This window comes from Lysinibacillus sp. FSL K6-4013 (genome assembly GCF_038630435.1).
Lineage (GTDB): Bacteria > Bacillota > Bacilli > Bacillales_A > Planococcaceae > Lysinibacillus > Lysinibacillus boronitolerans.
Genome location: NZ_CP152031.1, coordinates 2,910,932 through 2,934,981, shown reverse-complemented (window position 1 = coordinate 2,934,981; position 24,050 = coordinate 2,910,932). Strand labels below are relative to the sequence as shown.

32 protein-coding genes are annotated in these 24,050 nt (G+C 37.8%); 26 read left to right on the top strand and 6 right to left on the bottom strand.

Annotated elements, in window-relative coordinates; all coding sequences use genetic code 11:
• Positions 1-553: 553 nt before the first annotated feature.
• The 6 genes from MHB39_RS14565 to MHB39_RS14540 all read left to right on the top strand — a co-directional run bounded on the left by MHB39_RS14565 (position 554) and on the right by MHB39_RS14540 (position 4,290).
• The gene (locus tag MHB39_RS14565; RefSeq protein WP_342544315.1) at positions 554-1,480 is read left to right on the top strand and encodes an alpha/beta hydrolase; all 927 of its coding nucleotides are present in this window, start codon (positions 554-556) and stop codon (positions 1,478-1,480) included.
• Positions 1,481-1,564: 84 nt separating this feature from the next.
• Complete coding sequence (locus MHB39_RS14560; RefSeq protein WP_342544313.1) at positions 1,565-1,750, top strand: transcriptional regulator; 186 nt, start codon at positions 1,565-1,567, stop codon at positions 1,748-1,750.
• Between the two features lie 175 nt (positions 1,751-1,925).
• Positions 1,926-2,366, top strand: a complete 441-nt coding sequence (locus MHB39_RS14555; RefSeq protein WP_048392281.1) for a LytTR family DNA-binding domain-containing protein — start codon at positions 1,926-1,928, stop codon at positions 2,364-2,366.
• A 10-nt stretch (positions 2,367-2,376) separates the two neighbouring features.
• Positions 2,377-2,844 (top strand): DUF3021 domain-containing protein, encoded by a 468-nt coding sequence (locus tag MHB39_RS14550; protein WP_342544310.1) that lies wholly within the window; start codon positions 2,377-2,379, stop codon positions 2,842-2,844.
• Entirely contained in the window at positions 2,837-3,559 is a 723-nt protein-coding gene (locus tag MHB39_RS14545) for an ABC transporter A family member (RefSeq protein WP_342544308.1), read from the top strand. The genes MHB39_RS14550 and MHB39_RS14545 overlap by 8 nt, the downstream gene beginning before the upstream one ends.
• Positions 3,556-4,290 (top strand): ABC transporter permease, encoded by a 735-nt coding sequence (locus MHB39_RS14540; protein WP_342544305.1) that lies wholly within the window; start codon positions 3,556-3,558, stop codon positions 4,288-4,290. Before MHB39_RS14545 ends, MHB39_RS14540 begins: the two co-directional genes overlap by 4 nt.
• A 65-nt stretch (positions 4,291-4,355) precedes the next feature.
• Here the strand turns inward: MHB39_RS14540 and MHB39_RS14535 are convergent.
• Together MHB39_RS14535 and MHB39_RS14530 are read right to left on the bottom strand one after the other, a co-directional pair.
• Positions 4,356-5,929 (bottom strand): IS3 family transposase gene (locus tag MHB39_RS14535; RefSeq protein WP_342544302.1). Its coding sequence is split into 2 segments (ribosomal slippage): positions 4,356-5,287 and positions 5,287-5,929, totalling 1,575 coding nucleotides; the frame shifts between segments, so codons are not numbered across the junction.
• Between the two features lie 86 nt (positions 5,930-6,015).
• Positions 6,016-6,948, bottom strand: a complete 933-nt coding sequence (locus MHB39_RS14530) for a DUF1385 domain-containing protein (RefSeq protein WP_016994746.1) — start codon at positions 6,946-6,948, stop codon at positions 6,016-6,018.
• Positions 6,949-7,099: 151 nt separating this feature from the next.
• On the opposite strand from MHB39_RS14530, the gene MHB39_RS14525 reads away from it, so the two are divergent.
• From MHB39_RS14525 to accC, 13 genes are all read left to right on the top strand, one after another.
• On the top strand, positions 7,100-7,525 hold the full coding sequence (locus MHB39_RS14525) for a hypothetical protein (RefSeq protein ID WP_048392286.1): 426 nt from the start codon (positions 7,100-7,102) through the stop codon (positions 7,523-7,525).
• 122 nt (positions 7,526-7,647) lie between these two features.
• On the top strand, positions 7,648-8,082 hold the full coding sequence (aroQ, locus tag MHB39_RS14520) for a type II 3-dehydroquinate dehydratase (RefSeq protein ID WP_004231111.1): 435 nt from the start codon (positions 7,648-7,650) through the stop codon (positions 8,080-8,082).
• Between the two features lie 2 nt (positions 8,083-8,084).
• Complete coding sequence (locus MHB39_RS14515; RefSeq protein ID WP_342544298.1) at positions 8,085-9,146, top strand: Xaa-Pro peptidase family protein; 1,062 nt, start codon at positions 8,085-8,087, stop codon at positions 9,144-9,146.
• 17 nt (positions 9,147-9,163) lie between these two features.
• Positions 9,164-9,721: an elongation factor P gene (gene efp / locus MHB39_RS14510; protein WP_004231115.1), complete on the top strand. Its 558-nt coding sequence runs from the start codon at positions 9,164-9,166 to the stop codon at positions 9,719-9,721.
• 194 nt (positions 9,722-9,915) lie between these two features.
• Positions 9,916-10,923: a nitronate monooxygenase gene (locus MHB39_RS14505; RefSeq protein WP_048392287.1), complete on the top strand. Its 1,008-nt coding sequence runs from the start codon at positions 9,916-9,918 to the stop codon at positions 10,921-10,923.
• A 90-nt stretch (positions 10,924-11,013) separates the two neighbouring features.
• Positions 11,014-11,223: a hypothetical protein gene (locus MHB39_RS14500; protein WP_012295089.1), complete on the top strand. Its 210-nt coding sequence runs from the start codon at positions 11,014-11,016 to the stop codon at positions 11,221-11,223.
• Positions 11,224-11,228: 5 nt separating this feature from the next.
• Positions 11,229-11,606 (top strand): hypothetical protein, encoded by a 378-nt coding sequence (locus MHB39_RS14495; RefSeq protein ID WP_016994741.1) that lies wholly within the window; start codon positions 11,229-11,231, stop codon positions 11,604-11,606.
• A 12-nt stretch (positions 11,607-11,618) separates the two neighbouring features.
• Positions 11,619-12,530 (top strand): stage III sporulation protein AE, encoded by a 912-nt coding sequence (locus tag MHB39_RS14490; RefSeq protein ID WP_004231121.1) that lies wholly within the window; start codon positions 11,619-11,621, stop codon positions 12,528-12,530.
• Between the two features lies 1 nt (position 12,531).
• Entirely contained in the window at positions 12,532-12,675 is a 144-nt protein-coding gene (locus MHB39_RS14485; protein WP_004231124.1) for a hypothetical protein, read from the top strand.
• A 62-nt stretch (positions 12,676-12,737) separates the two neighbouring features.
• On the top strand, positions 12,738-13,157 hold the full coding sequence (locus MHB39_RS14480; RefSeq protein WP_339280137.1) for a hypothetical protein: 420 nt from the start codon (positions 12,738-12,740) through the stop codon (positions 13,155-13,157).
• The gene (locus MHB39_RS14475; RefSeq protein ID WP_016994738.1) at positions 13,158-13,712 is read left to right on the top strand and encodes a SpoIIIAH-like family protein; all 555 of its coding nucleotides are present in this window, start codon (positions 13,158-13,160) and stop codon (positions 13,710-13,712) included.
• 200 nt (positions 13,713-13,912) lie between these two features.
• Positions 13,913-14,419 carry an acetyl-CoA carboxylase biotin carboxyl carrier protein gene (accB, locus tag MHB39_RS14470; protein ID WP_339280136.1) on the top strand — a complete coding sequence of 169 codons (507 nt, stop codon included), beginning with the start codon at positions 13,913-13,915 and terminating at the stop codon, positions 14,417-14,419.
• Between the two features lie 14 nt (positions 14,420-14,433).
• Positions 14,434-15,801, top strand: a complete 1,368-nt coding sequence (gene accC / locus MHB39_RS14465; RefSeq protein WP_004231135.1) for an acetyl-CoA carboxylase biotin carboxylase subunit — start codon at positions 14,434-14,436, stop codon at positions 15,799-15,801.
• 172 nt (positions 15,802-15,973) lie between these two features.
• Here accC and MHB39_RS14460 read toward each other — a convergent pair whose 3' ends face one another.
• Positions 15,974-16,381: a hypothetical protein gene (locus MHB39_RS14460; RefSeq protein ID WP_333879728.1), complete on the bottom strand. Its 408-nt coding sequence runs from the start codon at positions 16,379-16,381 to the stop codon at positions 15,974-15,976.
• A 103-nt stretch (positions 16,382-16,484) separates the two neighbouring features.
• On the opposite strand from MHB39_RS14460, the gene MHB39_RS14455 reads away from it, so the two are divergent.
• Together MHB39_RS14455 and MHB39_RS14450 are read left to right on the top strand one after the other, a co-directional pair.
• Entirely contained in the window at positions 16,485-16,811 is a 327-nt protein-coding gene (locus tag MHB39_RS14455; protein WP_048392290.1) for a nucleoside triphosphate pyrophosphohydrolase, read from the top strand.
• Between the two features lie 111 nt (positions 16,812-16,922).
• A complete protein-coding gene (locus tag MHB39_RS14450) occupies positions 16,923-17,333 on the top strand; it encodes an Asp23/Gls24 family envelope stress response protein (RefSeq protein ID WP_004231142.1) in 411 nt (136 codons plus the stop codon).
• A gap of 92 nt (positions 17,334-17,425) precedes the next feature.
• Here MHB39_RS14450 and MHB39_RS14445 read toward each other — a convergent pair whose 3' ends face one another.
• The 3 genes from MHB39_RS14445 to MHB39_RS14435 all read right to left on the bottom strand — a co-directional run bounded on the left by MHB39_RS14445 (position 17,426) and on the right by MHB39_RS14435 (position 19,799).
• Positions 17,426-18,595, bottom strand: a complete 1,170-nt coding sequence (locus MHB39_RS14445) for an MFS transporter (protein WP_258859904.1) — start codon at positions 18,593-18,595, stop codon at positions 17,426-17,428.
• Between the two features lie 124 nt (positions 18,596-18,719).
• The gene (locus MHB39_RS14440) at positions 18,720-19,622 is read right to left on the bottom strand and encodes a MerR family transcriptional regulator (protein WP_342544294.1); all 903 of its coding nucleotides are present in this window, start codon (positions 19,620-19,622) and stop codon (positions 18,720-18,722) included.
• Between the two features lie 12 nt (positions 19,623-19,634).
• Positions 19,635-19,799, bottom strand: a complete 165-nt coding sequence (locus MHB39_RS14435; RefSeq protein ID WP_016994734.1) for a hypothetical protein — start codon at positions 19,797-19,799, stop codon at positions 19,635-19,637.
• A 213-nt stretch (positions 19,800-20,012) separates the two neighbouring features.
• Here MHB39_RS14435 and nusB point away from each other — a divergent pair, with 213 nt between their 5' ends.
• The 5 genes from nusB (at position 20,013) to xseB (ending at position 24,048) form a co-directional block, all read left to right on the top strand.
• A complete protein-coding gene (nusB, locus tag MHB39_RS14430; RefSeq protein WP_004231146.1) occupies positions 20,013-20,396 on the top strand; it encodes a transcription antitermination factor NusB in 384 nt (127 codons plus the stop codon).
• A 31-nt stretch (positions 20,397-20,427) separates the two neighbouring features.
• On the top strand, positions 20,428-21,282 hold the full coding sequence (gene folD, locus MHB39_RS14425) for a bifunctional methylenetetrahydrofolate dehydrogenase/methenyltetrahydrofolate cyclohydrolase FolD (protein WP_016994733.1): 855 nt from the start codon (positions 20,428-20,430) through the stop codon (positions 21,280-21,282).
• A 131-nt stretch (positions 21,283-21,413) separates the two neighbouring features.
• Positions 21,414-22,229, top strand: coding sequence for an undecaprenyl-diphosphate phosphatase (locus MHB39_RS14420; protein ID WP_342544292.1), 816 nt, complete (start codon positions 21,414-21,416; stop codon positions 22,227-22,229).
• 230 nt (positions 22,230-22,459) lie between these two features.
• Positions 22,460-23,818 (top strand): exodeoxyribonuclease VII large subunit, encoded by a 1,359-nt coding sequence (gene xseA, locus MHB39_RS14415; RefSeq protein WP_342544289.1) that lies wholly within the window; start codon positions 22,460-22,462, stop codon positions 23,816-23,818.
• On the top strand, positions 23,815-24,048 hold the full coding sequence (xseB, locus tag MHB39_RS14410) for an exodeoxyribonuclease VII small subunit (RefSeq protein ID WP_008179899.1): 234 nt from the start codon (positions 23,815-23,817) through the stop codon (positions 24,046-24,048). Before xseA ends, xseB begins: the two co-directional genes overlap by 4 nt.
• Positions 24,049-24,050 lie beyond the last annotated feature (2 nt).

The window sequence follows — 24,050 nt, the reverse complement described above, 5'->3', positions numbered from 1 at the left end:
AAGCATCACATCTCCACATTGAAAATAACCCAAGAATATAGATAATGGACGATTTGATCGCTCCACTACTATGAAAAAAGTAAAGACATTTTGCAGAATAGTTGATTGGAGTGGAGCCAGCGTCACTCCTAGGGGATTTAGCGTCACAGATGAGACCCTGCAGCGAACGGAAGTGAGTGAAGCGGCTCATCGGACGCCCCCTGGAAAGGACGCTGGCGGAACGGAAATCAAACTCTCACCTTGCAAAGTTACTTTTTCTGCTGTTGACATCATCTTTTTTCAACAACATGAAAGCTGTCATTTCGTTTCAAAATGGCAGCTTTTTATATACAGCACAATCAATGCTCTTTACATTTAGGGATTACAACAGGAAGGTCTTTTTATTTGATGATAGATTTTGGAAGGAGTATTGTTCAAAATGTGGAATTAAAATAAAGTTCGCTAAAAAGATGCATTTTACCATCGTCGATACTCAGTTTTAGTGGTTTGGCACATCACTTTATTAATCATTACATGTTTGGAAACAGAATGAACAATAAAAGGAGAGAAAAACATGAGTATAGAAATTTTTAATGGAGAACGATCTGTAGAGAGTGTGCAATTTGAAAAATTATTGTTTTCACAAAGTAATAAAAAGAGCTTTTCTAGTATTGAAAATGCTCAACAATTTATTAAGCAAAGAGGAACAGAAAATATTCACCCCTATGTGATTGGGGAGGATGTCAATCTTTTAAGCGATTTGAAGGAGCAAACATTCGAGGATATGCAGGTTTTTATTTTAAATGACCAAAAGTCTTCATCACAAATGGTGATTCTTTATATTCATGGTGGAGCTTGGACGAATCAACCTTTAAATTTACACTGGTTGTTCATGGATAAAATGGCACAAGCCTTAAATGCAAAAGTTATTGCGCCTATCTATCCAAAAGTCCCTCATTTTAGCTATCAAGATACGTACCCAAAGATGCTCAGCTTATATAAAGAGATTCTAGCATCTATTGAAAGCTCCAATCAATTAACCATTATAGGAGATTCAGCAGGTGGAAATATAGCACTTGGTCTAATTCAACTGTTGAAGCAAGACGGTCTGCCTCAACCACAAGATATTATTTTATTGTCGGCATGTGTTGATATGAGTTTAGAAAATCCACTTATTCAGGAATATGAAGAAAACGATCCCATGTTAGCTAGTGAAGGAATGGAAGTCATAACAAAAATATGGGCAGCTGATAAAGCTCTAAAGGATCCAATAATTAGTCCAATTTACGGCGATTTTCAAGGAGTTGGCAAGATTACTCATTTTATTGGGTCCCACGAAAGCTTATATCCAGATGCAATACAGTTTGATGAAAAGCTAACAGAACAAGGCGTTGCAATCAATACCTTTGTTTATCCTAAGATGAATCATGTGTTTGTTGTGATGCCGATCCCTGAGGCAGTGGATGCGCAACAAAAGATTATCAATATCCTAAGTAAATAATTCACAGAAAAACGTGTTTTGCTCCATTCAAAACACGTTTTTTTCTATGTACATTTTTAGCAAGGTTTATTTATCTGTAGATGTTTGAAAAATAAAATTTGTGAATTGCAGAAATCGCAGAAGGATTTGTCAAAATTAGTTGGTGTCTCAAAACAATCAATCATTGCAATTGATTTGGGAAAATTTAATCAATCATTAGAGCTTACCTCCAATATTTTAAAAGCTCCTGAATATGATGGGTGTTTTTACGTAAGTAAAAAAAGATTCTAAGTAAGCTAAATTGTACGTTTAACCCCTTTGGATAGGCCTATCTAAAGGGTGTTTTTATTGTTCGCCAGAATCTTTGAGATTACCACTTATTCCTTGATAACGACCAGTTGTCGATAATCCATTTACAACATGTATGGAAAAATTTATAGTGAGGCGTAGAAAGGACAGTGATCATATGAAGGTGGAAATATCGATTGACCCTACATATAAAGAACCCAAAGTAATCATTCTCACAGATAAAATGACTGATGACATTGAGCATCTTATGCAAATTATTACTACGACAGCAGAAAGCACTTTATTAGCTTTCTCCCATAAAGGCGTTGAATTGATCGATAGTAAGGAGATCGTGCGTATTTATACAGAGCAAAAAAAGGTTTGTGTCCAGAGCATTCACGGTGTTTATACGGTACGTTTGCGTCTTTATGAGCTGGAGGAAAAGCTCAATCCTCAAATGTTTCTCCGTATTTCAAATGCTGAAATAGTCAATCGCTACATGATCAAGCATATGGACATTAGTAGAACAGGTACAATCGGAGTTGAATTGAAGAATGGCACGAAAACATACGCTTCTAGGCGTTATGTAAGCAAAATTAAGAAGCAATTAGGAATCTGAGGTGATAAATATGCGAAAAGACATTTTAACACGTATTATTGGTGGATTTTTGATCGGTATAGTAATGGGACAAATTGTGCAATTCTTTGTATCAATGGGCATAGGGCAAGGAAAATATGTTTGGGTGGTGCCAGAATTTCGTGCTTACTTTACAGATGAAATAAGTGCAATAATTACTCAAATTCTATTAACGGGTGTCATTGGCATTACCTTTGCTCTTGCAGCACTTATTTTTGAAATGGCTAGCTGGGGAATGTTGAAGCAATATTTGGTCCACTTTTTCATAACGGCAATGATTTGGATACCGATTGTAACGCTACTATGGATGCCAAAAACAATGGCTAATATTTTTTCTCTCGTAGCCAGCTTTCTCGGAACTTATATTGTGACATGGGTTTTACAATATCGATTTTCACAACGTGACATAGAAAAAATTAATGCGATTCTTACCAATCGAGGTGAAGAGCAGGATGATTAACATAAGAGATTTAACAAAGCTTTATAAAGAGCGTGTAGTCGTTAATCAATTAAATTTACAAATCCATCAAGGTGAACTTTTTGCTCTTTTAGGACAAAATGGCGCTGGCAAAACAACCACAATCAAAATGTTGTGTGGGCTCCTTTCACCTACAGAGGGGGATGCCACAATAGATGGAAAAAGCATTGTGCAAAATCCACAGGCTGTAAAACAAGTTATTAATATTTCTCCCCAAGAAACGGCCGTTGCGCCTAATTTAACGGTATATGAAAATCTATTATTATTCAGTCAGATTTATGGCTACGAAAAAGAAAAAGCACAACAACAAGTATATGACAAAATGGCCTTATTCGGACTGACTCCACATCAGCATGACAAGGCTAAGACACTATCTGGCGGCTACCAGCGTCGTTTAAGTGTAGCAATGGCTTTAATGTCAAACCCAAAGGTATTGTTCCTCGATGAACCGACTTTAGGGATGGACATACGGGCAAGGAATGATGTATGGAACATATTGAAGCACTTAAAAGGACATGTCACGATTATTTTGACCTCCCATTATTTAGAAGAGATAGAGGCTTTAGCTGATCGTGTAGGAATTATGCACCATGGGCAAATATGTGCACTAGGCACGATCCAACAATTGATCAGTGAAACAGGCAAGCATTCTTTAGAAGAGGTATTCTTGGAAAAAACAGAGGAGGCGTTATTGTGAGGGTAGCTGCGTTTGCAACAAGGAATCATAAAGAGATTGTCCGCGATCCAATCACTTTATTATTTGGTATAGGCTTACCAATTCTTTTATTGGGCTTATTTTCTGTTATGCAAAAAAATATGCCATTTGCTTTATATGAAATGAATAACCTAACACCGGGCGTCATTGTATTTAGTTTTTCTTTTCTCACACTGTTTTCAGGAATGCTACTAGGAAAAGATAAAAGTTCATCCTTTTTAATGAGGATTTTTGTTTCTCCTTTGTCTGCCGCTGATTACATTTTAGGGTATATGATACCTTTACTACCAATAGCTCTGCTACAAATTTTTGTTTGTTTAGCTACCGCCATGTTTTTAGGGTTGCCATTTAATAAGTCTATCCTCTTTATGATTCTTGTACTTCTAATAATTTCACCACTCTATATTAGTTGTGGATTATTATTTGGGACATTATTTACAGATAAGCAGGTAGGAGGGATATTTGCCATCTTTGTTAATGTGACAACTTGGTTAAGTGGAACATGGTTCGAATTAGATATGATTGGTGGAACATTTCAAAAGATTGCGCAACTTTTACCTTTCATGCACGCAGTCAATGCAGCTAGGGCTATCTTACATGCAGAGTATGCGAATGTGTTTTATTCACTTATTATTGTCATTGGTTATACAATAATTATGACAATTCTCGCCATCTTTATGTTTAAGCAGAAAATGCAAGGCAGTACAAAATGAAAAAAAGGCAGCTCCGACGTGAACTGCTCCCTGTCAAGTAGACAGTGGAAATAATAAAAAATGTATTAAGCGGCTTGAGCCCTGAATTCTAAAGGACTCAAGCCGTTTAATCGTTTCTGATAACGATAGTAATTATAAAAATGAATATAATCATCAATCGCTAGTTTTAACTCTTCATATGAATCGAACTTATGCAAATAATACTTCTCACACTTCAATGTGCCCCAAAATGATTCAATTGGTCCGTTATCAATACATCGACCAACACGGGACATACTTTGTGTCATATTGGCTGTTTCCACAATTCGTTTAAATCCCTTCGATGTATATTGAAAACCTCGATCACTATGTATTAATGGCTGCTCGCCTGATTGTAATGATTGAATAGCTGATTTTATTGTTTTGAAAACAAGGGAATTATTATTCGAATGACCGAACACATAACTTACAATTGAACCATCATATAAATCGATAATTGCACTTAAATAAGCTTTTTTCCCGTTTCCATACTTAAACTCTGTGACATCTGTACACCATTTTTCATTTGGCTTTTCCGAGGTAAATGCCCGATTTAATACGTTCTCCGCCACATGATGTGCTGGGGATTTACGATAAGGCTTTCTCTTTCGCCTAATAACGGACTTCAATCCACTCACCTGCATTAAACGATAAATACGCTTTTCGTTAACCGTCGCTTGATTATTTTCTTTTCGTTGACGATTGATTGTCAACGTCATACGACGATAGCCGTAAATGCCATCTACTTGGTGGTAAAGGAGATCAATATCCTTTGAAATGGCTTCATTTTCAACTTCTCTGTTAGATGGCTTGCGACTTAGCCACTTATAGTAAGCAGCGCGCGAAACACCCGCGATTTCACATAATAAAAGAATCGCAAGTTTCTCCTCTTGGTGTAATTCTTGAATTGCTAAATAGCGTTGTTGTAAGCGAATTTGGCTTAGTGACTCCTCCTTTCGATTTCCTCTAACTTTTTTAAAAATAGATTTTCAGCACGTAAATGTTCATTTTCACGCTCGATTCGTTTGATTTCTAACCTTAATTTTTCTTCGGCTGTTAATTCAACTTCATTTTTTGTTCGACCGCGATGATCACGTAATCCCTCTTCACCAGTCGCTTCAAATTTCTTCACCCAATGGTATACCTGTTGATACGAAACATCATAGGCTTGTGCTGCTAATTGATAATTTTTCTGGCTCTTTAAACAGTAGTTGACAATTTGAATACGTTCCTCAAACGTTGTCTTTCTTCCTTTAGTCATAGTTTGGCTCATTCCTTTACCCGAATCTTTTATTTCACTATGACTAGTATACTTTTTCACCCAGCTTTTTAAAACAGAGATACTGCTAATCTTATATTGAGCGAGAATCTCCAGTAAAGTTAACCTTTCTTTAAGATAATCTTCTACCGCTTCTAGTTTTAATTCTTTGGAATACTTCGTCCAAGAGGTTGCTTCGATAAGTCCCTCTACTCCGTGTACTTCATATTTAATCTTCCAAATTTGAATAGTTTGCTTAGTTACTAAGAATTTTTCACATAATTCGTTGATAGAATAATAGCCTTCATTTAATAAATGAAGAACGTTTAATTTCACTTCAATTGTATGCTTACTTCGAGCCATGAAAAAACTCCCCTTAGATAAACAGATTTTATTTTTTAATCTGTCTACCTAATGGGGAGCATATCAACGTTGGGCTGCCTTTTTTATTAATCATGATTTAATGTCGCAGCGATTTCAGGTTGCTGCTCTACTTGGCGTAGCATATTAAAGGAAGCAATCGCTACTTCTACTTGATCGTCCTTCGGTTCACGAGTTGTTAGTAATTGGAGCCATAAGCCAGGGTAGCCAAGGAAGCGTAACACTGGAATATTACGGCAGGCATTTGTCGCTTGTAAGACTTCAAATGAGATCCCCAGAACAACAGGAATTAATAGAATGCGATCTAAAATACGAAGCCACAGTGGATCTGTAGGCACAAAGAAATATAAAAACATCCCAACGAACACTGTGAATAATATGAAGCTACTGCCGCAACGATAGTGTAGGCGTGATTGAGCTTGAACATTTTTTACAGTAATGTCTAATCCAGCTTCATAGCAATTTATCACCTTGTGCTCTGCACCATGGTACTGAAATACTCGTTTAATGAGGGGGGTTAACGAGATAAAATATAAATAGGCTAGCAGTAACAATAATTTAATACCGCTTTCCAGTAAAATTTGTCCCGTTTTTCCTTCAATCCATTTTGAGAAAAAATCAGCTATAAAAACAGGAATTAATGTAAAGGCAAATTTTCCAAATAGAAAGGAAAGAATACCTACTACAGCAACGCCCAGTATCATTTGAAGTTTAGAGCCTTCTTCTTTATGATCTTCCTCTTCACCAGGTGTCACATCATAGCGATCCCCAGCAAATTGCATGTGACGAGAACCTAAGCCAGCGGATTCAATTAGCGCGACAACGCCTCGTACAAATGGGATTTTTTTAAGCTTTTGTAACAAAGGTTTTTGTACTTTTTTGAAATGATAATAATCAATGGAATCATCGTTACGACGAATGGCTGTAACAGTATGTTCCTTTCCTCCGAACATCACACCCTCTAATTGTGCTTGTCCCCCGTATACAGGTGAATTGCTCAAGGCTAACACCACTCTCTTTATATATTTCAACTGTACCATTGTACTAAATTTAGTGAAAAACCTCTACCGTTACGCATAGTAAATTTTCTATATGGCTACACTAATCGTACATTTTAGGAAATAATTAGTGTGCATAAAGGAGAGGTATAGGGTGAAAGTAGCGACAATTACAGCACTTGTCAATGCGCTTGTTTTAGCGCTGTGCTTAAAAGGTTTACATTATTTCCATCTCATTAAATGGCATCCGATAGGGTTTTATAAAAAATGGAATTGGTTTGAAGAAAGCTCCAAATTATTTCAATGGACCTTTTTTATTTTTCTACTATTTATTATCGGCTTATTTTTATACATGACTATGCGCTATGTATATATCATCCCAGCTGTTTTTTCTTCCCTTTTATTAGGTCTGTTGGTGACCATCTCATTGGAATGGATTGCTTTAGATTTACCATTACAGCTTACGTCTTTTAAAAAACTGTCGATTCCCTTTATGGTGACCGTTATTTGTTTATTACGTTTCTTGCTTGAAACCGCCAATTTCCATCAGAAGGAACATACAGCACAAAAACAAAGTTGAAGGTACAAAATATCCCCTTCGTTTAAGGGGATATTTATGGCACCACTAGTTGAAATTAGTTGCTGAATGCACGGTGTATGATAAAATAAATGGCAAGTACATAGAAAGAGGCGAATAGAAGCGTGAAGTTATTATGTTTGAATGGACCGAACTTAAATCGACTTGGTAAACGAGAGCCACATATTTATGGACATGAAACATTGGATGATGTTCGAGAAAATGTTCAAAATCTTGCGGCTTCTTTAGGTGCTACAGTTGAATTTCGTCAATCCAATCATGAAGGGGTACTAGTAGATTGGGTGCATGAAGCAGAGGACGAAAAATATGATGGTATTATCTTTAATCCTGGTGCATATACCCATACAAGCATCGCATTGCATGATGCAATAGCAGGTATTTCTGTGCCAGTTATCGAAGTACATATTTCCAATATCCACAAACGTGAGGCTTTCCGACATCATTCCTATCTTGCTCCGGCCTGCCTTGGTCAAATTTGTGGACTAGGTACGAAAGGCTATGAACTGGCACTACGTACATTTATCGAGAGGGAGAATTGATTATGTTGAAATTACAAAAGCTACGTAAAGCACTTCAAGAACAAAGCATCGATGGTATTTTAATTACGAATGGGTACAACCGTCGCTATATGACAGGTTTTACAGGGACAGCAGGCGTAGCAATTGTGTCTCAAAATGATGCTGTATTTATTACAGATTTCCGTTATACAGAGCAGGCTGCTGCACAAATTCAGGACTTCCGTATTGTCAAGCATGAAGCCACAATTATTGAAGAAATTGCTACTCAAGTAAATAATATGGGTATCAAATTATTGGGCTTTGAGAAAGATACTGTAAGCTATGGCACTTATGAACTGTATAAATCGAAGATTCAAGCAGATTTAGTGCCGATTTCTGGGCTAATTGAAAAAATTCGCTTGATTAAGACGGAACAAGAGATTAATATTATTAAGGCTGCGTGTGAAATTGCAGATCACGCATTTACACATATTTTAGGCTTCATCAAGCCTGGTAAAACCGAGCTTGAAGTTTCGAATGAATTAGAATTTTTCATGCGTAAACAAGGAGCAACTCAGTCTTCGTTTGACACGATTGTTGCGTCTGGTCTTCGTTCAGCATTACCACACGGCGTTGCAACGAATAAAGTGATTGAAAAAGGCGACTTTGTTACATTAGACTTTGGTGCGCTTTATAATGGCTATATTTCGGATATTACACGTACTGTGGCTGTGGGAGAACCATCTGAAAAATTGGTAGATATGTACAATACAGTCCTTGCTTCTCAACTGTTAGCACTTGAAAAAGTGGGTCCTGGATTAACAGGTATTCAAGCGGACGCGATTGCACGTGACTACTTAAAAGAAAAAGGATATGGCGAAGCATTTGGTCATTCTTTAGGACACGGTATTGGTCTTGAAGTACATGAAGGCCCTGGCTTATCGATGCGTTCTGATACAGTGCTAGAGCCAGGTATGGCCGTGACGATTGAACCAGGTGTTTACTTACCTGAAATCGGTGGTGTCCGTATCGAGGATGATATTTTAATCACAGAAACGGGTAATGAACTACTAACACATTCGTCAAAAGAACTCATTATTTTATAAACTTTGGAGGAACACAAATGATCTCAGTAAACGATTTCCGTACAGGTCTAACAATTATTGTTGATGGCCAATTATACCGCGTGTTAGATTTCCAACACGTAAAACCAGGTAAAGGTGCTGCGTTCGTACGTTCTAAATTACGTAACCTACGTAACGGCTCAGTGAATGAAAAAACATTCCGCGCTGGTGAAAAAGTTGAAAAGGCACAAATCGATAATCGTAAAATGCAATATTTATATGCACAAGGTGACGAGCATGTATTTATGGACTTGGAATCATATGAGCAAACTGAACTAGCTTCATCTGCTATTGAGTATGAATTAAAATTCCTTAAAGAAAACATGGAAGTGCATATTCAATCTTACCAAGGTGAAATGTTAGGTGTTGAATTACCAAACACTGTTCAATTAGAAGTAACAGAAACAGAACCAGGAATCAAAGGTGATACAGCTTCTGGCGGTACAAAACCTGCTACTCTTGAAACAGGTCTAATCGTACAAGTACCATTCTTCGTTAACCAAGGTGACGTTTTAATCATTAACACGGATGAAGGTTCTTACGTTTCACGTGCATAATGATCAGCCTACTCTTTTCATTAAAGAGTAGGTTTTTATTTTTTTCTTATACATATACTGTCAAATCGTTCATTTAATGTGATAATAGATAGAAGCACTATTTAATTTTTATTGAGGTACTATCAAGTTTCTATCATCAGATAGATGGTCATTACTGGTAGAATTGTTTACAATCAGAGTAAGGAGTGAAAGGTATGCTACAAACAACATTTGATATGCGATATCCAATTATACAAGCACCAATGGCAGGCGTGACATCACCTAAATTTGTGGCGGCTTGTGCTGAGGCAGGCCTATTAGGTTCAATTGGTGCAGGTTACTTAGATGGTGAACAAACAAAGCAGTTTATTCAAGAAGTGAAGAAATTAACGACAAAGCCCTTTGCGGTCAATTTATTTGTGCAAGAAGAACCCAAAATTGATGTCGAAGTTTTACAACAAGCCAGAATGGCACTGCAACCTTTTTATGATGAATTAGGATTATCCCCTGTACAGAGCGTAACATCAAAGGAAGTTTTTGCGGGACAGGTTCAAGCTGTGATTGAAGAAAAGGTAGCAGTTTGTTCATTTACATTTGGGCTGCCATCTCCGGCTGTACTTAAACAATTAAAAGATCATGGCGTCTATACGATTGGTACTGCAACCACATTAGAGGAAGCCATACTGGTGGAGCAAGCAGGAATGGATGCGGTTGTATTACAAGGGGGAGAGGCTGGCGGTCATCGAGGCTCTTTTACTGACCCTCTGCAATTAATTCCATTGCATGACTTACTACAACAAGTAGTGGGAAAAGTTGCGATTCCAATTATAGCTGCGGGAGGCCTTGTAACCAAAGAGGATATTCAAAAGGCACTTGAAAGTGGGGCACAGGCAGTTCAAATTGGGACGGCTTTACTAGTGGCAGATGAATGCGAAATTTCGCCACTCTATAAAAATGCTGTATTGGCATCAAAAGAACAACAAACGACGATTACGCTTGCATTTACTGGTAAACCAGCAAGAGGTTTAGCAAATGATTTCACTAAACGTATGGAGGATGCGACAGTAGCACCCTATCCACTACAAAATTATCTAACGACTACCATTCGTAAGGAAAGTGCTGAGCAAGGTAATGCAGAATATTTATCCATGTGGATGGGTGAAAATAGTCACCTCATACAGCAAACGGATACGGTGAAAAACATTGTGAGCAAACTATTATAATTTTTTATCGTAGAAGATCTCTATACATCTGTATAGAGGTCTTTTTTTTTGAAGAGCGACATATATTGCTGTACACGAGGGGGCGTAGGAATGGAATTACAAGACGTATTAAGAGTTGCTGGAGTGGGACTAGTCGTTGCGCTTCTTCATGTTTTCTTTGATCAAACAGGGAAGAAGGAGTTTTCATTTTTCCTCTTTTTCATTGCTTATTTATATATGACAGCAGAATTACTTCGATTTTTACGTCTATTCTTTAATGAGATTTTAACCTTCTTCCAATGGCTTACCTCATCCGGGTAATGTGAATGGAAATTGTCATCGTCGCTGTTGTCATGCTGCTTTTATTATTGCTGATAAAAGAAGTTATACAGCCACTCCATGCGCTAATCAGTGTGATGTTTTCTTTTTTGCTTTTTGGCATGTTGTTCTCGACACTTTTATTGCCTTTCGCCAAACAATTGTTAGAAACACTTGCGTTTTTACCTTATGCGAAGGCTATTTTAATCAGTGCAAGTATGTTCTATGTCGGGCAGTGGGTGGCATTGCTTTTGGCAGAACATAATTATAAAGTGCTCGGGAACATCGTTTTTGCTGCGGTGAAAATTGTGATTTTGCTGTATTGGTTTAAAGAATTTCTGGCTGTTCTACAGGAGGTGTCGGCCATTTTAAAAAGGCTAAACTAAGGAGCGAAGCCATTGCAGGAGCAAATATTATCGTTTTTAATCGACCCATTCTTTCTCTTGCTCAAGATGACGCTCATGCTTTGCAGCTACGTCATCATCATTTTGATTGTGAATATGCTATTACCAGAGTTTGAAAAAGGGACAAGGATACTTTTTTTTCTTATCGTTTTAGCAACAATCGGTCCTGTTGTTGTCAACTCCTTTACATTAATTGATGAAATTGCACAAGGACTAGCCCATCTATTTACGGCATTTTATCCGATTCTTACATCAAGCTTTTTATTATCCAGTAGTATTACAGCGATTGCTTCCTGGCAGCCTTTTTTACTGTTTTTTGTACAAGTCCTCACCATTATCAGTAGTAAGTGGCTTATTCCTGGAGTGCTTTTGGCCATTGTCTTTGATGTATGCAGTGTGATCGTAAAGGAAATATCCTTTACTCGAATAGCTGAATTGATTCGCTTTACAATTATGAGCATCGTTTCGGCCTCAGTTATTTGCTATGTCTTACTGATGACCGCAAGTGGTGTAGCAGCATTTAGTGTCAATGCGGCTGTAGCAGAGCCCGTCAAAAAATTAATTGAAGAAAATATTCCAGTTGTTGGTTCTTTTATTGTGGATAGTTTTTCGATGTTTCAGCATATGACTCAATTTACATCTTCTCTTACAAGTATTAGCGCTTTTATCGCCGTCATTACGGTGTCTTTTATCCCAACCGTGCAGCTTGTAGTTAGTGCCTATTCTTTGAAAATGCTCGCTGCTATTTTAGAACCGATTGCCTTTGATGATATTTGTAGACTACTAGATCAAGTTAGCAAATCGCTATTTACTTTATGTGCTGTATCATTTTTAATTGCTTTTTCATTTATGTTTTCTTGTTTTTTCCTCATTGTGTTCGTACAAGTTATGGCAGGGGGTAGATAGATTGATTCTTTTATTGGCATTGCTCTTTGTCTGTCAGATTTTTGTGTTTCTAACGGATGATAAGGAAATAATTTCTCTAACAAAGTTGGTCATCACGTTAGTATTTTTGCAATTGCTATTAAAGATTCCATTTATCAATTCATAGGAAGAAACAAGCGTACATACACTTGAAAAAGAGAAGATGAAAGGAGGCAATGTACAAGTGATGTGGAAAAGACACGAAAAAAAACAACGTCATTGATGGTTTTAATTTTGATAGCTGCCTCCGTGGGAATATTCATCATTTTACCTATGTATCAAACGAATTCAACAAGCGACAATGGTTCACCGCTCACGAATGAAGAAAAACTTGAGCAAACACTGAAGGCAATGCAAGGTGTTGGGGAGGTTAAAGTCTACTTTTATTATGGAGAGATGACAGATGATCAGGATGCCAATAAACTATTCAGCCAATATTTTCGAGGGACTGAGCAAGGCACGAAAAACGTAACAGGAATGCTCGTTGTGTCAGAAGGTGCTTCCGATATCTTTGTGAAAAATGAAATTCGTGCTGTCGTCAGTCAAGTGATGCAATTACCGATTCATCGAATTATTATCGTTCCAATGGAAAATAAGGAGGAAAAGTAAATGCGCGTACGTAGAAGAACAGTTTGGTTTATGACATTATTAAGTTTAGTAGCAGTCATTTCAGTGTATTATTTGGTTGATCCAGCAAAGCAATTCAATGGTCTTACTATTTTTACAGATGATACACTACAACAAACAGCTGTCACAGGTGTTACAGATCAGAAAGCAACAAATGATATAACACAAGAAGTATCTTCACCAAGTCACTTATTCGAAGAAATGCGTATGCAGGTTAGTGATGAGAGAAGCCAGCTTCGTGAACAGTTAACACAAAAAATTGCTTCTCAGGAAGCTTCTGCTGAAGAAAAAAATGAGGCATTTAATGAAATGGATGGGCTGATTAAACGAGAATCAGCGGAAGCTATGCTGGAGATGCTCGTTAAATCATTAGGCTACTCGGATGCGTTTGTTCGTGCTGAGGGAGAAAAAGTGTCGGTGACAGTGATGGCAGAGGAATTGTCAAAAGCACAAGCAAACGAAATTATTTATTTGGTAAAAACAGAGATGGAAGGCGCAAATGATGTGCAAGTAAAGTTCAGTGCAAATAATTATTAAAAAATAGAGAAAAAAATAAATTTTTAGTTAATTCATTAAAGGTTGTTATATATCAGCTTCATGAAAAGGCTTTCGCTTAGTAAAGGAAAGCCTTTTATTTTGTTCATATTTACTTAATTTTCATTTAACTATTTCAAATTGATACGAAAAAATATAGAATAGTTATTGTAGTAGATTTTAATTCATAAGGAGAGTTAGAAATGTTCAAAATTCAAGAAATTCGTGAAATTATCAAATTAGTGGATTCTTCTTCAATTGACGAGTTTGTGTATGAAGTAGATGGCGCAAAAGTAAAACTTAAAAAGAATAACGTTGTTGTTACAGAAACTGTAGCACCTAAAAAAGAAGCAGTAGCCCCTGTTGTACAACAATCTGCACCAGCAGAAGCTCCAGCAGTAACACCTGCACCAGCGAAAGAAGAAGCGCCAGCACCAGCTGCAGCGGCACCATCAGTTAACGACCCATCGTTACATAAAATTGTATCTCCAATGGTCGGTACTTTCTATCAAGCACCAAACCCAGATTCTCCTGCTTACGTAAAAGTGGGTGACAAAGTAGGGGACGAAACAATCGTATGTATCGTAGAAGCAATGAAATTATTCAACGAAATCGAAGCAGAAGTGCAAGGGGAAATCGTTGAAATTCTAGTTAAAGATGGCGACTTAGTAGAGTACGGCCAACCATTATTCCTTGTAAAAGCTGAGTAAGGAGTGCAAAACAAATGAAAAAAGTTTTAATTGCAAACCGCGGCGAAATCGCTGTGCGTATCATTCGTGCTTGTAAAGAGTTAGGCATTCAATCGGTTGCTGTATACTCTGAAGCAGATGCTGACGCATTACATGTGAAGTTAGCAGACGAAGCTTATTGCATCGGACCGAAGCTATCAAAAGATTCTTATCTTAGCTTCCCAGCACTACTTAGCGTAGCTGAAAAAACAGGTGCTGACGGCATCCATCCTGGTTATGGCTTCGTATCAGAAAACGCTGATTTTGCTGAAGCGTGTGAAAACGCTGGCATTAAATTCATCGGTCCGTCATCTGATTCTATTAAAATTATGGGTATCAAGGACGTTGCACGTACAACAATGGAAGCAGCAGGTGTTCCACTTGTTCCAGGTACTGGTATTGTGCCAGATATCGAAACAGGTAAAGAATGGGCTGCTAAAATTGGTTACCCTGTCATCATCAAAGCAACTGCTGGTGGCGGTGGTAAAGGGATCCGTGTAGCACGTACAGAAGAAGATCTTGTAAAAGGTATTGAAATTACGCAAAAAGAGGCTGCTGCAGCATTCGGTAACCCTGGCGTATATTTAGAGAAATTTATCGAGTACTTCCGTCACTGTGAAATCCAAGTTTTAGCAGATGGCTACGGTAACGTGGTGCATTTAGGCGAACGTGACTGTACGGTTCAACGTCGTATGCAGAAGTTAGTAGAGGAAGCTCCATCTCCAGCCCTATCTTCTGAGCGTCGTGCTGAAATGGGTGCAGCTGCAGTAAAAGCGGCACAAGCATGTAACTATGAAGGTGCTGGCACAATCGAGTTTATCTATGACTATCAAGAGGACAAGTTCTACTTCATGGAAATGAACACTCGTATTCAGGTTGAGCACCCAGTAACAGAAATGATTTCTGGTGTAGATCTTGTACAACAACAATTAAAAATTGCATCTGGTGAGAAGCTTCCATTTACACAAGATGATATAAAATTAAATGGTTGGGCGATTGAATGCCGTATTAACGCAGAAAATGCCTATAAAAACTTCATGCCTTCAGCAGGAACTGTTGATACGTATATAACACCAGGTGGCTATGGTGTACGTATTGATTCTGCTGTCTATGCGGGCTATACAATCCCACCATATTACGATTCAATGGTAGCAAAACTAATTGTTCATGCGGATACACGTGAAGAAGCGATTGCGAAAATGAACCGCGCCTTAAGTGAATTCGAAGTATCTGGTCCTGGAATCAATACAACTATTCCATTCCACCAAGCCTTGATGAACAATGACGTCTTCAAATCAGCACAATTCAATACGAAGTTCCTTGAAGAGAACGATGTATTGGGTGTAGCAGAAAAAGTGAAGTAAGCGTTCGCAAGTTTAAACCTCCTAGCTATTATAGTTAGGAGGTTTTTTATGTCTAAGCATAACTAGATAGAAGACTTACTTGCAGGTAGGAAGATCAATCATAGAAGAAAGATTGACCGTTATAGAAGCTTAAACCGTTAATAATTGAAGTGTGGTGAAGAGTATAAAAGTTCTATTTTATAGATAGAAGATCGTTATCTGGTGTTAACATACCATTCTTTGTTGAATAGTCTCCTATGTTTCTGTAAAGCACAGCTGTCTTTATCGCATGGCCTTCTTTCGCAAATACAAGAAGAAAAATATCTTCCCGTACATCTAATCCACTAATACTACCTTTAAACTGTATGTGCATTGTTTCTTCAATCGCATCTTTCGTTGTATAAGGTCCAAAAATTTGCGCTTTTTCCCAATCAAAATCCGTTAATTTATTTAGTGAAACTACAGTTGTACCATTATTTGCTTTTTCCATTATATTTTTCGCAAGCAATGTATCTTCACTAGCACTATTCCCAAAAAATAAAAAAAACATTGTAAACATGAGGACAACCCCACCGATGCCAAACAACCATTTTTGTAACATACTCTACCTCTACTTTATCTCAAATCAATTCTATATTATAGAAAGAATACTATATAATAGAAGAAAGAAATAGTCATCCCCCTGAAAAGGAGTGAAACAATGGATGCCAATATACAATAAGCTAGTGAGGGATAAAATTTTAGAAGTAATTGAAGCGAAGGGTTTATCCTATCATGCACGCATTTTAGAACCTAGTGAGCTGGTAAAGGCAATAAAGGCTAAAATGATAGAAGAAGCTACAGAATTTTACGAAGCCCAGCATAAAGAAGATAGTGTTGAAGAGCTCGCAGACATACTGGAGCTCATTCATATGGCTATCGGTGTGCTAGGTGTAAGCTTTGAGGAGCTAGAAGCGACCCGTGTACACAAGAAGAAAGCTCGTGGGGGATTTGAAAAGGGAATTTATTTAATCGATGTCGTGGATCAGTAAAGTCGGTTTTAAATTAAAACGGCTTTCGACAGCCAAACCTTCCTTTTTATAGTATAATAAATGTAAGTACAGCACTTGTTTGTGATGTGTAAGGGAAAGGATGATATTTGTATGGCAGAGAAAGTAGGACAATCTTTCGTACAACCAACACCTTCTGGGAAAGAAGAGCTTGGAAAAATTGAGGTAGCGGCAGAGGTGATCGAGGTTGTGGCTGGGATTGCTGTCAATGAAGTAGAAGGCATTGCTGCAACTCGTGGAAATATTGCGACGGGTGTCGTGGAACGTTTCGGTAAAAAAGTACACAATAAAGGCATTAAATCAGGTGTAACGGAAACTGGTGAAATTGCGATTGATGTATTTTGCTCTGTGAAATATGGATATGCCATTCCTAAGGTAGCAAAAGAAGTTCAAACGCAAATCCGTCAGGCTATTTTTAATATGACGGCACTAGAAACAGCAGAAGTAAATGTGCATATTACAGGTATTCACTTTGAAAAAGAAGAAACAGTAGTGCATGAATAAAAAAGAAAAGGATTGCCCGATGATGATTTGTTCATCAAAGGGCAGTCCTTTTTATATGGATTTCTCTAGGTTTCATGTGTGTATCGCTATTTTTATAATTCTATATGCTTTGGCTTTCTCCAGAATAACGCAAGTATGACGCCAAGCACCAATACGATTGTAGCAAAGTAGTATGGATAGTTCAGATTGATATCGAACAATACACCACCTAGGATAGGGCCAAAAATATTACCAAGACTTGTAAACATAGAGTTCATTCCACCAACAAATCCTTGTTCATTTCCGGCAATTTTCGATAAATACGAAGTAACAGCAGGTCGAATTAAATCGAAGCCTACGAAAATAAAGAATGTAACGAATAAGATGGCAAAATAATGACTCACAATCGTCATGGCGAATGTTAATACTGCTGAAAGGATTAGTGAGTAACGAATAACATTAATCTCACCCATTTTCTTTGTCAGCCAATCAAATAGTATTAATTGAGCTAGTGCACCTACAATCCCACTTCCTGTAATAATAATGGCAATATCCGATGGTGTAAATGCAAATTTGTGATCGACGAATAAGCTAAACAATGATTCGAATGCAGCGAGGCCAAATGATAACACGAAAATAAGAATGAATGGTATGAAGTAGAGTGGACTAAACACACGCTTGACACTACCTAACATGGATGGTGTTGCCTCTTCATTGTCTGTAGCACGTGTTGGCTCTTTTAAAAACAGCAATGACAGAATCGCTGCGAACAGACCAAGTACTCCAGCTGCATAAAATGGGACACGTGTACCAATTTCAGCCAAAAATCCACCGATCCCTGGGCCGATAATAAAACCTGTACTAATGGCTGCACTCATATAGCCAAGTGCCTTAGGGCGCTGTGCCAATGTCGTAATATCAGCTATATAGGCGGTTACGGCTGGCATAATGAAAGCTGCACTCACGCCACCTAACATACGAGAGACAAAAAGAATTTCAACAGAACGACCAAACCCAAATAAAAACTCAGAAAGTCCAAAAATAAAAAGACCTGCAACAATCATAACTTTGCGGCCAATATTATCAACAAGCTTACCTGCAATTGGTGATGCAATTAGTTGTGTAATGGCAAAGGCTGCCACCATATAACCAACAACAGAGCCTGAAATATGTAGCTCATTCATGATGGTTGGTAAAACAGGGATGACTAAACCAATCCCTAAAAAGGCAATGAAAAGATTAGATAATAAAATAGCTAAGGTTATATTTTGCTTCTTGCTCATAAACTTCTCCTTCTAATGGTTCGCGATACATGTTTTCAATCTACTAGAATATTTCCATGTAATACGATAAACCCTATAGTAACTATAGGGTCAAAAGATTTGTTTTTATTTTTTAAAATTTTTCTTAGTGTGGGAGTTCTGGCTGAGAGTTATACGAATGCGCCACTACTTTTTCGGAGGAATTTTGTGTCTCTTGTTTTTGCCTAATCTTTAATTCTACTATAAATTTCTTTTCTTGCTCCATAGTGAGCGTTGCTGGCATATATAGCTCATACACTCGCGACTCAAATAGCTCCTGCTGAGCCAATACATGATTTCTCAATTTTTCATAGTATAAAAAATAAGTATCAGGGTCGTAAATAAAGGCAATGCATACATATTTACCACCAGGAATAATGGTTTGTTGTATGTTTGGTGAAAGCTGCGAAAATGTGCGCTCCGTTAATAGGGGAGTAAAAATAGCATCATAAATGATGTCATTGACATCTTTATAAGGCTCTAGTGGATAAATACAGCCATAACGACTGTTTAAGATACTGCCTTCCTTTTCGATAATTTTAATTAAAGTGGCATAGTATGTACTCGTGCTCGATGTCGGTGTTAATTCAGTAGTGGTTACTTGAAGAACAGGCATTGCTTCCTCAATCTGCACATAAATCTCACCGAAGACTGGGATATCAATTTGCTCTTGTAATTGCTTTTTTGTTTTCAGTAAAGTATTTTTTGCTTCGTTTAAACGTGAAATTTTTTCATTGATGCGTAGCTCCTGCTGAGCTAAAAAATCAAGCAATTCCTCGGAGGTTAATCTAAGTGCTTTTTTTATATCATCAAGCGTTACGCCGATATATTTAAGGGACTTTATAATGTCTAAATAGAAGAGCTGATTGCCTTTATAATACCGATAATTGGTGAAGGTATCGATATAAGCAGGCTTAAATAAATCAATTTGATCATAATAACGTAATGTCTGAACCGATAAGTTTGAAAGTTTGGCAACCTCACCTATCGTATAATAATGTTCCTTCATAAATGGCCTCCACTAATAAAAGCTAAAGACGTTTTGAAAGGCATCAAAACGAATTTTATGCTTGCAATCCTCCCAGTAAAATAGGAGAGGTTTGCGTTCCTTCATTTGTTTACATTGTTCTTCACCTTCAACTGATTTAAATTTTTTATAGCTAGGGCATGTAGCTTCATGTTGCATAGTGAACACCTCTAAAGATTTTTCATTTTCTTTATTATACCATTACGAACAGGAAACATTCATTTTTGAATACCACTATTCGATGAGAAGTAGGCTTAAACAAAAAGTTCCTTGAAAAAGGTTCAGATTATTGAAAACTTGCTTGAAATCGTGATTCTCGTGTGATTTTATGCTATTATAAACCTTAATGCCACTTAAGAAGGAGAGCTTTACATGAAACGACATGAAGCACGCGAAAAAGCGTTGCAAGTTTTGTTTCAGCTAGACAATACGGATCTAACAGTTGAAGAAGCAATGGGCCATATTAAAGGTCAACCTACCAATGCCTTCTACGAAAAGATCGTGAATGGAACAGCTGAACATTTGGAGGAAATCGATGCTACCTTAGAACAGCATCTTGAAAAGTGGTCACTTGCCCGTCTACCCAAAATTGAAAGAACGGTTTTACGTTTAGCTGTATATGAATTGTTATACATGCCAGAAACCCCAAAAAGAGTAGTACTAAACGAAGCAATCGAGTTATGTAAAACATTTGGCGATGATAGTTCATCTAAATTCGTCAATGGTGTACTTTCTAAATTTACAGAACAAGAATAATGTGTTGAATTGGAAGGAGTAACGAAGGTTTATGTCAAGTGCAATTATTAATGGTAAAGAGATTGGTCAAGAAATTCGTAATGCTGTAGCAGAGCGTGTCACTCGATTAAAAGAGCGAGGGTTAACACCTGGTTTAGCGGTTGTGTTAGTTGGAGACAACCAGGCATCAGCTACATATGTGAGAAATAAACAAAAATCTTGTGAAGCGATTGGTATGTTTTCAGAACTCATTAAATTACCAGAAGAAACAACACAAGAGGAATTACTAGCACAAATTGAGCTTTTAAATCAGCGTGAGGATATTCATGGTATTTTAGTTCAATTACCACTCCCAAAACATATTGATGAGGATACAGTCATTGCAACGATTGCTGTCGAGAAGGATGTCGATGGATTCTCACCTGTAAGCGTTGGGAAAATGATGCTTGGCCAAGAAACATTTTTACCTTGTACACCGTTTGGCGTGATGAAGCTTCTTGAGTATTCAGGAATTGAAATCGCAGGAAAGCATGCTGTAATCGTTGGGCGCAGTCATATCGTTGGTAAACCAATGGGACAACTACTTTTACAAAAAGATGCAACAGTGACCTATACACACTCTAAAACACCAGATTTACCTTCATTCACAAGACAAGCAGATATTTTAATTGCTGCTGTTGGACGTGCAAATTTTATTACGAAAGAGCACGTGAAAGAAGGGGCTGTTGTCATTGATGTAGGTATTAATCGCGATGACAACAATAAATTATGCGGCGACGTAAACTTTGCAGAAGTGGATGGAATTGCGTCTCATATTACGCCTGTACCAGGTGGCGTAGGACCAATGACCATCACGATGTTACTATTCAACACAGTGCAAGCAGCTGAAAATACGCTTGTACAATAAAAAAACCTTTTGAAATAAGTCATCTCAACATTGTGTGAGGTGACTTTTTTTGTTGTGTAAAATCCGAACTTTTCTTCGATTTGGTCGTCTAATGTAACGTTTGGGACATACATACTTAGAAGGAGGTTTTTATGGAAAATATCGATATAATGTTAATCGTCAAGCATATCATTATTGGACTTGTACAAGGCTTTACAGAGCCAATTCCTGTATCGTCGAGTGGACATGTGATGATTGCCAGCGAAATACTGGGACTAGGTGAACAAGGCTTTACTTTTGCCATCTTAACAAATACAGCTTCGTTACTCGCTATTATGTATATTTATCGTAAGGATATTGTTCGTCTAATCAGCCATTTTTTTCTTTACTTGAAAACAAGAGAAAAGCGGTATAACGCGGATTTTCGCTTTGCTCTCTATATTGTCATCGGTTCAATCCCTGCTGGCATTTTAGGGGTGTTATTAAGTGATGTTATTGCAGATAACGTAAGTATGACGACGATTGCGCTCATGCTATTTGTGACAGGGACTGCGTTATGGCTAATTCGTAATATGCATGGTAAGAAGAAAGATGCAGATTTGCGTGCAAAAGATGCCATCATTGTTGGGTTGGGGCAAGCAGTCGCTTTAACGCCGGGAATTAGCCGTTCAGGTGCTACGATTATTTCGGCCATAGCAGTAGGGATGAAGCAGGATACAGCCTTACGTTTTTCCTTTATGCTTTATATTCCTGTAAGTTTGGGTGGGGTAGTCCTTGGCATTACAGATTTTTTAGATGAGCCGAATAAAGGTGCCTTAGCTCTTCCTTATGCCGCCACTTTCTTGGCAACACTCATCATGACTTATTTCGCAATGCGTTGGTTTATGGGCATTATGAAAAGTGGCAAACTTAGCTACTTTACGTATTATTGTTTTATTGTCGGAACTCTTTTATTACTATTCTATTAAAATATAAAGTCTCATAACGTATGAAGTTATGAGGCTTTGTTTGTTATTTGTCATAATATACGGTTTCTAATAGTGAGAACGTGTAGGAATGTGTTATAGTTGTTTTTCGATAGAAGAAAGACAGTCATTTTTTCTAGCGAAACTGCATTTTAGCACGTCAACGACTGTAAAAAATGTTATGATAGGTGTAGTTTTGTGAAAAACTTGATTTTAGTAAAGGAGCCGAAAACATGTCCTCTGCTTCTTATTTAACAGTAAAAGCGTTAACGAAATATATTAAACGAAAATTCGATGCAGATCCACATTTGCGTGAAGTGTATGTAAAAGGTGAATTATCGAATGTGAAAATTCATCAATCCGGTCATATTTACTTTACATTAAAGGATGATGGTGCCCGAATAGCTGCTACGATGTTTAAAACAGCAGCTACCAAATTAGCGTTTGAACCAAAGGAAGGCATGCAAGTATTTATCCGTGGGGATGTAAACGTTTACGAAGGCTATGGAACCTATCAGCTATATGTACAGGAAATGCAGCCAGATGGCATTGGCAGCCTGTTTGTTGCCTTTAATCAATTAAAAGAGCAATTACAAAAAGAAGGTCTTTTTAAACCTGAATGGAAACAACCAATACCAAAATTTCCTGAAAAGATTGGTGTGCTTACTTCAACTACTGGTGCAGCTATACGGGATATTTGTACAACCTTAAAGAGACGTTACCCACTTGCTGAAATTTTGATTTATCCAACACTTGTGCAAGGAGCTCAAGCAGCACCGAATATTGTGCAAAATATTCAACGTGCTAATCAAGAGACAAGCTGTGATGTGTTGATTGTTGGGCGAGGAGGAGGCTCCATCGAGGATTTATGGGCATTTAATGAAGAGATTGTGGCACGAGCTATTTTTGAAAGCCGAATCCCTATTATAAGTGCGGTTGGCCATGAAACAGATACGACGATCGCCGACTATGTAGCTGATTTACGTGCACCTACTCCAACAGCAGCTGCTGAGATGGCTGTGCCAGATCAGGCGGAGCTCTACCAACGGGTGCTTACGCAGAAATCACAGCTTCATCAAATGGTTAGGTCGCAACTTATGGCAGAGCGACAGCGTCTAAATAAGCTCCAGCAGTCTTATCCATTGTCAATGCCAGAAAGACTTTATCGCCCTTTTACAGAAAGATTGGCACAGCTTGAATCAGGATTGCAGACAGCGATGCAAGTAAGCTTGATGAAAAAAACCGCCCAACTTCAACAATTACATAGTACGGTGGAGCAACATTCACCCAAAAAGGCACTTGCTTTTCATCAGAGAGAGCTTGAAGCGCGCGTCCAACAATTAACACGTGCGACTACGTATTATGTGGCGAAACAGCAACAACAATTTGAGTCAAACGTTAGAACATTAGAAGCTTTAAATCCACTGTCCATTCTAACAAGAGGCTTTACAGTAGCATATAAAGATCAGCAAATGATCAAATCATCCACTGAGGTGCAAAAGCAAGATCAACTGACACTGACTTTCCATGATGGAAAGGTTGTGGCTAACGTGACGAATATCTTGCCAAAGAATGAGGGGGAATTGTTGTGACTGAAAAACAACAAACATTTGCAGAAGCCATGACGGCACTAGAAGAAATCGTTCGCCAGTTAGAACAGGGTGATGTGCCATTGGAAAATGCGATTGATTTATACAAGCAAGGAATGGAGCTATCAAAGTTTTGCCATAGTAAGCTGCAACATGCTGAGGAGCAGCTTGTATCAATTGTCCAAGAGACTGGTGAAACAACAGCATTTGATCCACTAAAGGGAGAGAATTAGGA

Coding starts and splice junctions, on each gene's coding strand:
- MHB39_RS14565 (WP_342544315.1), top strand. CDS start 554: ATGAGTATAGAAATTTTTAATGGAGAACGATCTGTAGAGAGTGTGCAA.
- MHB39_RS14555 (WP_048392281.1), top strand. CDS start 1,926: ATGAAGGTGGAAATATCGATTGACCCTACATATAAAGAACCCAAAGTA.
- MHB39_RS14550 (WP_342544310.1), top strand. CDS start 2,377: ATGCGAAAAGACATTTTAACACGTATTATTGGTGGATTTTTGATCGGT.
- MHB39_RS14545 (WP_342544308.1), top strand. CDS start 2,837: ATGATTAACATAAGAGATTTAACAAAGCTTTATAAAGAGCGTGTAGTC.
- MHB39_RS14515 (WP_342544298.1), top strand. CDS start 8,085: ATGTTGAAATTACAAAAGCTACGTAAAGCACTTCAAGAACAAAGCATC.
- efp (WP_004231115.1), top strand. CDS start 9,164: ATGATCTCAGTAAACGATTTCCGTACAGGTCTAACAATTATTGTTGAT.
- MHB39_RS14505 (WP_048392287.1), top strand. CDS start 9,916: ATGCTACAAACAACATTTGATATGCGATATCCAATTATACAAGCACCA.
- MHB39_RS14500 (WP_012295089.1), top strand. CDS start 11,014: ATGGAATTACAAGACGTATTAAGAGTTGCTGGAGTGGGACTAGTCGTT.
- MHB39_RS14495 (WP_016994741.1), top strand. CDS start 11,229: ATGGAAATTGTCATCGTCGCTGTTGTCATGCTGCTTTTATTATTGCTG.
- MHB39_RS14475 (WP_016994738.1), top strand. CDS start 13,158: ATGCGCGTACGTAGAAGAACAGTTTGGTTTATGACATTATTAAGTTTA.
- accB (WP_339280136.1), top strand. CDS start 13,913: ATGTTCAAAATTCAAGAAATTCGTGAAATTATCAAATTAGTGGATTCT.
- accC (WP_004231135.1), top strand. CDS start 14,434: ATGAAAAAAGTTTTAATTGCAAACCGCGGCGAAATCGCTGTGCGTATC.
- MHB39_RS14460 (WP_333879728.1), bottom strand. CDS start 16,381: ATGTTACAAAAATGGTTGTTTGGCATCGGTGGGGTTGTCCTCATGTTT.
- MHB39_RS14455 (WP_048392290.1), top strand. CDS start 16,485: ATGCCAATATACAATAAGCTAGTGAGGGATAAAATTTTAGAAGTAATT.
- MHB39_RS14450 (WP_004231142.1), top strand. CDS start 16,923: ATGGCAGAGAAAGTAGGACAATCTTTCGTACAACCAACACCTTCTGGG.
- MHB39_RS14445 (WP_258859904.1), bottom strand. CDS start 18,595: ATGAGCAAGAAGCAAAATATAACCTTAGCTATTTTATTATCTAATCTT.
- MHB39_RS14440 (WP_342544294.1), bottom strand. CDS start 19,622: ATGAAGGAACATTATTATACGATAGGTGAGGTTGCCAAACTTTCAAAC.
- MHB39_RS14435 (WP_016994734.1), bottom strand. CDS start 19,799: ATGCAACATGAAGCTACATGCCCTAGCTATAAAAAATTTAAATCAGTT.
- nusB (WP_004231146.1), top strand. CDS start 20,013: ATGAAACGACATGAAGCACGCGAAAAAGCGTTGCAAGTTTTGTTTCAG.
- folD (WP_016994733.1), top strand. CDS start 20,428: ATGTCAAGTGCAATTATTAATGGTAAAGAGATTGGTCAAGAAATTCGT.
- MHB39_RS14420 (WP_342544292.1), top strand. CDS start 21,414: ATGGAAAATATCGATATAATGTTAATCGTCAAGCATATCATTATTGGA.
- xseA (WP_342544289.1), top strand. CDS start 22,460: ATGTCCTCTGCTTCTTATTTAACAGTAAAAGCGTTAACGAAATATATT.